We start from the raw sequence: 8,339 nt of genomic DNA on the forward strand, positions 1-8,339 counted from the left end.
TTTGGCAGTGAAACGCATCAATACCATAGGTAAAAAATGCGTCGGATTTTAAACGGATTTTGAACACCCTACCTGAAAGGGCAGAAGCTCTTAGCCCAGGGCAACGCCCTGGGTATAATAGCAATCGGCAATGCGCCCTGTAAGGGCAAAAGCTTTATGTATTACCTGGGAGTTTTAAAGCTTTTGCCCTTACAGGGCGACAACCTTGCGTCCATAACAACCCAGGGCGCTGCCCTGGGCTATGAGCTTCTGCCCTTTCAGGGCGTATTGGGTAATTTCAACCATACAGGTCGAATTGTTTTCTGTAAGTTATAAATTGTTTTTCCTCTTGTTGTAAATTTCTATTCAAAAGGCATTAAATCTCTGTTCAAAGGCTTTGAACGCACATTCAAAGGCTTTGAACGGACATTCAAAGGCTCTGAACGGACATTCAAAGGCTCTGAACAGAACTTTCAAAGGCTATGAACGGAACTTTCAAAGGCTAAAAAGAACTTTTACTTTGTAAACCAGCAAAAATTCAATGATTAGAACTTCTTGAACTTCAGACGGAGGGTCTTGGAGCGAAGTATCATTCTGCTTCCACTAAGAGCCTCTTTGGCAAAATGCTCCTCCAACTCGTTGACACCATAATAGCGCAAAGGCTCTACATCGTCGACGGGAATATCGCCACCATCCTCGCCATTGTCCTGGTGCCAGTTGTTCTTATAGGCCTTGCCCAAGAAAAGGCTGTCGCCAGTCTGCTCGAAGCGGAAATAATAGCCCAGTCTTCCTTCGCGGTCGATATCAGACACACTGATGAGCCGGTGCTCTATGCCCCAGAAGAAACGACGGTTGGAATAATCGCCCGTCTTGCCAGTTGCCAAGGTATCAATGCTCTCAAGGTGCCAATAGCCATCAAGATCGCCATTGCCACTCGACTCGAGAGTACATGAGGAAAGTGAGCCCAACGCCATCAGCAGTCCTGCCACTGCTGCCAGTCCAAGAGCAGCAATAGAATGCTGTCGTTGCGTATTCGACTTCATATTTTGTTTTTGATTGTTCTTTGTCATGCTGTTATTTCTATCCATTCGTTACTTCTTCTTTTTACCAAAATCCAGTATGCCCGACTTGCCCACGGTGAGCTGGAAACCTGCATTATGACCCAACATCTGATCGCTGCCGAAGTCCATGGCATAACCGCCCTTGGCATGCCAGCCATGAGCAAAACGATAGTTGGCCTCGGCAAGGAAGCTCACATTGTGATGGGGCTTGGTGAAGGGATCCTGATAGGTTCCCCAGCCTTTCTGGTAGGTGGCCAGCACGCGATAACCCAGACGGGAAGTTGGCAGTCCGTCGAAACCAAGATGGAAGGCTACGAAGCGGTTGTCGTGCACATAGAGGTCGCCATTCTCATTATAGATGGGCGAACGGTAGAGCGGATTGCCCATCACCTGTCCCCAATGCTGCCAGCCTGGATAGTTGCCGTGATTATAATAGTCGTCCATTCCTGCCAGGTGGTCGGGAATGTTCATCGTATGGTCGTGATTGAAAGGTCCGCTCTGATACTTGGTATAGAGATACTCGAACACCACATTGCGAAGCCATGTGCCGTGAGGAAGATTCAGTTCGGCACCCAGCATGATGTCCTTCAACTTATAACGGTAGTATCTGTTCTTCTTGCGGTCCTGCCATTCCTCACCCTCGCCATAACCGTCGTAGTCGAGGAAAAACATCTGACTGTGGTCCTCGAAGAAATGATCGGCATAAACACCGATATGCCAGGTATCGGCCTTGTAGTTGAAACGCATCAGCCAGCTGCCCAAATGGTTTCCCTCCACATTGGCATAGGCTCCATCAGTGGCATCAGCGCCACTGGGTATGAAGGCATGAAGGAAATCCTTAAAGCCCTTGCCCGTAGGTATCTGCACCATCTCGCCATTGGCTCCACGCCGATAGACATTGCCACCAAACTCGGCAGCCATCTCTAACCCCAGTTCAAGGCTCCAGGGACAGAAACGATCCTCGTTGCCGATACGCAGGAAACCAGCCTTACTATGATAGAGTACATGCTCAGCATACTTGGTGCGACAATGGGTGAAGTCTTTCTGCCAGTTGTCGTCGGTCATCATACCAAAGGCCACATGTCCCTTCAGCTGTAACCAGCGTCCGAAGGCAGGAATAGTCCAATATTCGGGCAATGCCAACCGGACCTGTGGCACAGGACGGGCATTGATACCCAATGTCTGACTGCCGCTGCTCAAGGTCTGGTTCTTCAGTTCCATAGGATATTCCTTGGCTCCCACACTCAGTACACCATGCAGCCAGCGAGCCTCAACAAAGGCTTGCTGCACCACAACATGACTGGTGTAATGAAGCGGAACAGCCACATCGGCACCATAACCTATTCCCCATCGGCGTGCAGAGTCGAGCGACAAGGGGCGAACAAGACTGCCTCGCAGATAACCATTGGTCGACGAAAGCGAAGAGAGGCCATACTTGTTGGCATTGAGCCACAACGGCGTCTTGCCATGCGAGAAAGACCCCTGCATCTCGACTTGATAACGAACGTCTTTGCCAAGGTCGAGCTTTCCCGCCTCGGCACCATCCTGCCAAGCATACTGTGCACGAACCGAAAGAGGCAGCATCGCAGCTGCCGCTAATATAATAAGGTGTATTTTATTCATCCTCTTGAGATATCTAAAATCGGGTAAAGATTAATATGTTTTGCAAAATTAGGAAAAAGTTTACTTTCAGCCAAGCAAAAGGCAAGTTTTCATTGATTTCTGACCCATTTTTATGCCATAAGACGGTGGTTTAGGGATTTTCCCCTGCCCATTTAGGGAAAAACCTTTTCTTCGACCAGCATTTTGACCTATCTTTGCAACGTAAAACAAAAAGAACAAGAAACAACAACTCTTTAAAACGATACGATTATGAAGAAGTTTATATTAGCTATGGTGACACTGTTCACAATGACAGTTTCTACCGCATCGGCCATGAGTTACGAGCAGGCTCGCCAGCAGGCTCTCTTTCTGACCGATAAGATGGCATACGAGTTGAATCTTACCGACGACCAATATGAGGCTGCATACGAAGTGAACCTGGATTACCTCATGGGGATAAACACTTACGACGACCTGTATGGAGCATACTGGAGACAGCGCAACGCCGACTTGAGCTACATTCTCCTCGACTGGCAATACAGAGCCTTCCTGAATGCCACTTACTTCTATCGCCCACTCTACTGGAACGGAGGCTACTGGCATTTCGGCATCTACGCAAGATACCCTCGCCGAGACTACTTCTTCTTCGGACGCCCTCATTTCTACACCGTATACAGAGGCGGACACAGCTGGCACAGGAACGGAGGAAGAAGCTGGTACAGCGGACGTACTTATGGCAGACCACATCCTGATGGCGGACCAAGAATGGGAATGAGAGACGGATTCAACCGTGGAGACTACGGACGAGGACAGAGTTTCGGCAACATGACACGCCAAAGCAGCACACGCACCACCGTGACACGCGATCGCCAGATGGGAAACAACCGCTCATTCGGTAATGCTTCAAGAAACAACAACCGTACTTTCGGTAATCCATCGAGCACACCTAACCGCTCTTTCGGCAACAGTTCAAGAGACAACAACCGTTCTTTCGGAACACCTTCGAGCACTCCTAACCGTTCTTTCGGAAGCGGTGCAAGAAATTTCAACCGCTCTTTCGGAAGTAGTTCAAGCAGTCCAAGCCGCTCTTTCGGCAACAGTTCCGGCAGTTCTAACCGTTCTTTCGGCAACTCAAGCAGAGGCGGATCTTTCGGCGGTAACCGTGGAGGCTCATCCAATCATGGCGGCGGCTCTTTCGGTGGACGCAGATAAAACAAATATAAATAAACAAGCAGGAAAAGCAGATAAGTAGATATATCAAAACTAAAATAGAAATATGCGAAACGTTTAAACAAATTAGAGAGTTAAAGCGAAGAGAGGTGTAACCGTTATCGGCACACCTCTCTTTTTTGTTTGTTTACGGATTCATCTTTGGTTTGAGCCAAAAAGTCCTATTTGGCCAATACGATTGTCTTAAACCAGTCTTTCAAGACACCAGCATACTGGTCTTGAGAATCGGACAGAAGAATAAGCACCTGAGAGCCATCAGCCAGTTGCGGACCAAGACACATCCCTTCATAATTGGCAAAGGAACGTCCGAGAAGGGTAAGACGGGTTGACCACTGAGTAAGCAAAGTCTTCCTGACATAAGGAACATCATCACTGGCAAACGAAGCCGACAAAGGGAAGACCTGTTCCTCGGCAGGATTGACGAGATAAAGCTTGCATTGGCAGGAAGCACCTATCTTGGACTTGGGCACATACACCTCACGCTCCAACACGAGAAGCTGTCCATCAGGAAGCACACACAACTCGCTCACTCCCATGGCATAGGTCTGAGGCCGCTTGCGAATCGCAGGCGCATCCATCCGGTAAGCGTATGAAACTGCTATAGGATGCCTGACGGAACCAAACATGGAAGAAGTGTCGGAACGCTCGCTCCAGTCGAAAGCAAACAGGCGCAACCTGTTGGCTTCTCCATTCTGCCATGATGCAGGCTCGCCGTCATTACGCAAGGTACTTTCAGAAATGCTCCACAGAAGATGACGCACAGAATCATAGGCAAGTGACTCATAGCCATAATTGGGATGAAAATCGGAAGGAGAATGAGTCGATGACCAAACAAAGTCTGCCGGCTTCTGCTTCCTGACATCCACCGACTCGCCCACACGAAAAGCACAACGGTCATTATTCATTCCGTATACAGGATATTCAGCAAAACGGAACAAGCCCTCGCTGACTGTAACAAGAGTAGAATCAGACACTCGGGCTATCGCCTCGTGGTCTAACCCTTTCTCACGAACCGTCTCACTGTAGCCCAGGTTCTCGACGTGCTCCAACTCTCCCGACACAGGATTCAACTGTATGCGAAATTTGAAGAACAAGGAGCTGTCGGATTTATCGCTCACCACAGCATAGATGTCGTCATGCAGATGCGTGATACCACTATAGTTGCCAGCAGCCACCATCTTGGGAAATGTTTTCTGAGCATTCTCCCTCACGACATGCCAGGCTGAAGACACAGACTCTGCCTGAAAGACTTGGGCTGTAGCCACCAAGCCGAAAAAAAGAGAAGCGCACATCAGCACACCTCTCTTATATATATGATGTTTTACCATTACTTATATGTTTTTACTGCCAGTTCCTGTCATTTCGTCCACATCGAATAAGTCAACACAAAATCCATAGCGAGTTCAAAATCAACCCGTGCTGTCTTACCGCTCTTCAGGTTCTCAACATCGCAAGCCCAGTCGGCCATCGTGTCAAAAGGCTTCACGCGCATATCCTCGAAGAGAAGATTCTCTTCCGAGAACAACTTGAACACCGTTTCCTTGGCACACCAATGCACCAACTTGGCATCCAAGGAGTCAGCCCGTTCGTCTTTTCTGAGAAACTTGGAAGCGATGCGCTCTACCCTATCACTCATATACTCAATGTCCACGGCCACCTCTGATTTTTTCGACAAAATAAGGGCAGCATAGCCTTTTGTGTGAGAGATGCTGACATGATAGCCCCTGAACAAAGGCTTGCCCTGCCCGTTGTGGGTAAAGTCGCCAGCATGAGACAGCAACCCCTTGGAAGCTCCATTGACCCGTAGCATCTCATACATTAATGCACGAATGGCAAGAAACTCAAGTTTCCTGCCATCATTCTTGTATTTATCATCCAAAGAGGAACGATAAGGCAAGAGATGAGGATAAAGGTCGAACAACTGTTCGGGCGACTCATCCATCTGCCATAACCCTAAACTCACACCAGGATATACTTCACGTATGTTTACTACTGCCATCTTTGTTCACACTCCTCTTTATTTGTCATCACCATTTTTATTTGTCATCACCATGCCCAGAACTGACAGGATGCACAGTCACCTTGATCTTACTGATACGGCGCTCCTCTATACCCATCACTTCAAAGGAATAGTTCTTATAGTCCAGTTTCTCGTGCATACTGGGAAAGTCGCCCTTTATCTCCAACAATAGTCCCGCAAGCGTATCGGCATCACCCTCCACCTCGGCAAACTCGTCGTCATCGATATTCAGTATACGACAGAAATCGGCAAGCAGAGTCTTTCCCTCGAACACAAAAGTATTGTAGTTCAACTTGGAGTAGAACTTCTCTTCCTCATCATACTCGTCATTGATTTCGCCTACGATCTCTTCCATAATATCCTCAAGAGTCACAATACCGCTGGTGCCTCCAAACTCGTCGACCACAATGGCTATATGAACCTTGTTCTCCTGGAACTCGCGAAGCAAATCGTCGATTTTCTTGGTCTCAGGAACAAAATAAGGAGGACGTATCAAACTCTGCCAACGGAAACTGGCAGGCTTATCCAAATGGGGCAGCAAGTCCTTGATATACAGAATGCCGCGGATATTGTCCGTATTGTCCTGATAAACAGGTATACGACTGTAATTGTTCTCTACGATACACTTCAGCACCTCAGCATAGGTGCTCTGAATATCCAGATCGACAATGTTCTGACGACTTGTCATCACCTCCTTGGCAGTCTCGTCGCCAAAACGGATAATACCCTGAAGCATGCTCTGCTCGTTCTTGATATCGTCCTTGTCGGTGAGTTCCAGAGCCTGTTCAAGCTCATCCACACTCAGTACATGATTCTCTTTCTTCATCACCTTCTCGGCAAGCATTCCACTCTTCAAAAGAATGGTTTCTATAGGCCAGAAAATTTTACGGGCAAAGAGAATGGCATCCACACAGCGGCGACAGAAACGAAGAGGATTCTGACGGCAGTAAACCTTTGGCATGATTTCACCAAAGAGCAACAGAAGAAAAGTGAGAAACACCGTCATGATCAAGAACTCAAGCCAATAAGCCTTGGGGCCGAACTTGACAATGCTGACAAAAATATTACTCAGCAACATGACAATCATGACATTGACAAAGTTGTTGGTAATCAAAATCGTTGCTAAAGTACGCTCAGAGTCCTCTCGCAACATCTGAATCTTTCTGTCACTCGGATTCTTGCCATCTTCCAGTTCTGCCACATCTGAAGGCGACAAACTGAAAAAAGCTATCTCAGAACCACTGGCAAAAGCAGAAAGAAAGACCAAAGCTACCGCCAACAATCCAGCCAACATAACGCCTACAGTAGGCGACTGGATTGTGACATCGCTAAAAGCCTCGGTTATGGTCGATATATCCAATGTTGTATAGTATCTTTAAAAATTAAAAAGGTAAACTGTCTGAATCCGAAGCGGGTGTCTCCTCTGTCTTGGTCTCGACATTAGGGGCCGGTGCATCCGTATGAGCAGAAGCTGATTTGAGGGTAAGCATCTCCATGTTGTCGACATAAATTTCTGTCACAAAGCGACGTTTGCCCAGATTGTCAGCAAAGAAGCGATAGCGTATCTTGCCCTCTACATAGAGTTTGTCGCCCTTGTGGACATACTTCTCTACTATCTTGGCAAGAGTGCGATAGAACACAAGGTTATGCCACTCGGTACGATCGGGAACCTGCGTGCCATTGGCCAACGTATAACCCTTCTCGGTAGTAGCCAAAGTAACCTGAGCCACAGCCTGGTCGGCATCATAATAACGCACGTCAGGCTCCTTGCCTACATAGCCTATCAACATCACCTTATTCATAAGCTAAAGTGTTTTATTTCCACATTCCCAAATAACGGAAATGATAGTTCTTTCCCTTTACAGATGGAAATTGACTGCGAGAATCCACACGCTCACGCAGATGCTCTATAATTCTGTCGTAGCAATCCTGTCCCGACATTGCCTTGACATTGGCTACGAAATGAGTGTCACGATATTCAAACTTGCCTGTAGCAGGAATCAATACCACACGCTTAAAGTCCAAGCTACCCTCATACCATCCCGGACGCTCCTCCACAAGACGGTTGAAAACATTGTCATTCATCTCTCGCGCTACGGAAGCAGGACGAACAGCTTTCTTATCCTTAAAATCCTGCATATTGGCAGCAGCAGTCTTGATAACAATAAAATAAACGCGGGGACGCACCTTATAACGCTTAGGATAACAAACATCACTTGCTGCATATTCCCGAATATCGGCTTCCAAATCGGCATCAACACTAATCTCAGGAATACTTTTTAAAAAATCTATTGCTTGGTCTGCATTTGATACGAATACCTCTCGATCAAAATATCGTAAATATAAATTCATAAGTTAAGTGTATTTTTCTGAAAATAGAAAATAAAAAAAAGAGCGGAAAACGGGACTCGAACCCGCGACCCCGACCTTGGCAAGGTCGTGCTCTA

Annotated in this window: 8 protein-coding genes; 1 reads left to right on the forward strand and 7 read right to left on the reverse strand. The window is 47.3% G+C overall.

The genetic code is table 11. The features are described 5' to 3' along the window. Positions 1–524: 524 nt before the first annotated feature. Together F7D20_RS12330 and F7D20_RS12335 are read right to left on the reverse strand one after the other, a co-directional pair. Positions 525–1,067, reverse strand: a complete 543-nt coding sequence (locus F7D20_RS12330; protein WP_228114189.1) for a lipocalin-like domain-containing protein — start codon at positions 1,065–1,067, stop codon at positions 525–527. A gap of 3 nt (positions 1,068–1,070) precedes the next feature. After that, positions 1,071–2,663, reverse strand: coding sequence for a capsule assembly Wzi family protein (locus F7D20_RS12335; protein WP_158464306.1), 1,593 nt, complete (start codon positions 2,661–2,663; stop codon positions 1,071–1,073). A 249-nt stretch (positions 2,664–2,912) separates the two neighbouring features. On the opposite strand from F7D20_RS12335, the gene F7D20_RS12340 reads away from it, so the two are divergent. Continuing rightward, positions 2,913–3,854 (forward strand): hypothetical protein, encoded by a 942-nt coding sequence (locus F7D20_RS12340; RefSeq protein ID WP_158464307.1) that lies wholly within the window; start codon positions 2,913–2,915, stop codon positions 3,852–3,854. 179 nt (positions 3,855–4,033) lie between these two features. Here the strand turns inward: F7D20_RS12340 and F7D20_RS12345 are convergent, their stop codons facing one another. The 5 genes from F7D20_RS12345 to F7D20_RS12365 all read right to left on the reverse strand — a co-directional run bounded on the left by F7D20_RS12345 (position 4,034) and on the right by F7D20_RS12365 (position 8,244). Further along, entirely contained in the window at positions 4,034–5,200 is a 1,167-nt protein-coding gene (locus F7D20_RS12345) for an esterase-like activity of phytase family protein (protein WP_158464308.1), read from the reverse strand. A 29-nt stretch (positions 5,201–5,229) separates the two neighbouring features. After that, positions 5,230–5,871, reverse strand: a complete 642-nt coding sequence (locus F7D20_RS12350) for a 4'-phosphopantetheinyl transferase family protein (protein ID WP_022252904.1) — start codon at positions 5,869–5,871, stop codon at positions 5,230–5,232. Positions 5,872–5,908: 37 nt separating this feature from the next. Then, positions 5,909–7,186, reverse strand: coding sequence for a gliding motility-associated protein GldE (gldE, locus tag F7D20_RS12355; RefSeq protein WP_437182676.1), 1,278 nt, complete (start codon positions 7,184–7,186; stop codon positions 5,909–5,911). 88 nt (positions 7,187–7,274) lie between these two features. Beyond that, positions 7,275–7,694 carry a single-stranded DNA-binding protein gene (locus F7D20_RS12360; RefSeq protein WP_158464310.1) on the reverse strand — a complete coding sequence of 140 codons (420 nt, stop codon included), beginning with the start codon at positions 7,692–7,694 and terminating at the stop codon, positions 7,275–7,277. A gap of 13 nt (positions 7,695–7,707) precedes the next feature. Further along, the gene (locus F7D20_RS12365) at positions 7,708–8,244 is read right to left on the reverse strand and encodes a hypothetical protein (RefSeq protein WP_022252901.1); all 537 of its coding nucleotides are present in this window, start codon (positions 8,242–8,244) and stop codon (positions 7,708–7,710) included. Between the last annotated feature and the right edge of the window lie 95 nt (positions 8,245–8,339).

The organism is Segatella copri (assembly GCF_009495355.1).
In the GTDB taxonomy this organism is placed as follows: Bacteria; Bacteroidota; Bacteroidia; order Bacteroidales; family Bacteroidaceae; genus Prevotella.

Excerpts from the sequence above, each read along its gene's own strand:
- F7D20_RS12350 (WP_022252904.1), bottom strand. The coding sequence starts at position 5,871 with ATGGCAGTAGTAAACATACGTGAAGTATATCCTGGTGTGAGTTTAGGG.
- F7D20_RS12345 (WP_158464308.1), bottom strand. The coding sequence starts at position 5,200 with ATGGTAAAACATCATATATATAAGAGAGGTGTGCTGATGTGCGCTTCT.
- F7D20_RS12335 (WP_158464306.1), bottom strand. The coding sequence starts at position 2,663 with ATGAATAAAATACACCTTATTATATTAGCGGCAGCTGCGATGCTGCCT.
- F7D20_RS12360 (WP_158464310.1), bottom strand. The coding sequence starts at position 7,694 with ATGAATAAGGTGATGTTGATAGGCTATGTAGGCAAGGAGCCTGACGTG.
- F7D20_RS12365 (WP_022252901.1), bottom strand. The coding sequence starts at position 8,244 with ATGAATTTATATTTACGATATTTTGATCGAGAGGTATTCGTATCAAAT.
- F7D20_RS12330 (WP_228114189.1), bottom strand. The coding sequence starts at position 1,067 with ATGGATAGAAATAACAGCATGACAAAGAACAATCAAAAACAAAATATG.
- F7D20_RS12340 (WP_158464307.1), top strand. The coding sequence starts at position 2,913 with ATGAAGAAGTTTATATTAGCTATGGTGACACTGTTCACAATGACAGTT.
- gldE (WP_437182676.1), bottom strand. The coding sequence starts at position 7,186 with ATGTTGGCTGGATTGTTGGCGGTAGCTTTGGTCTTTCTTTCTGCTTTT.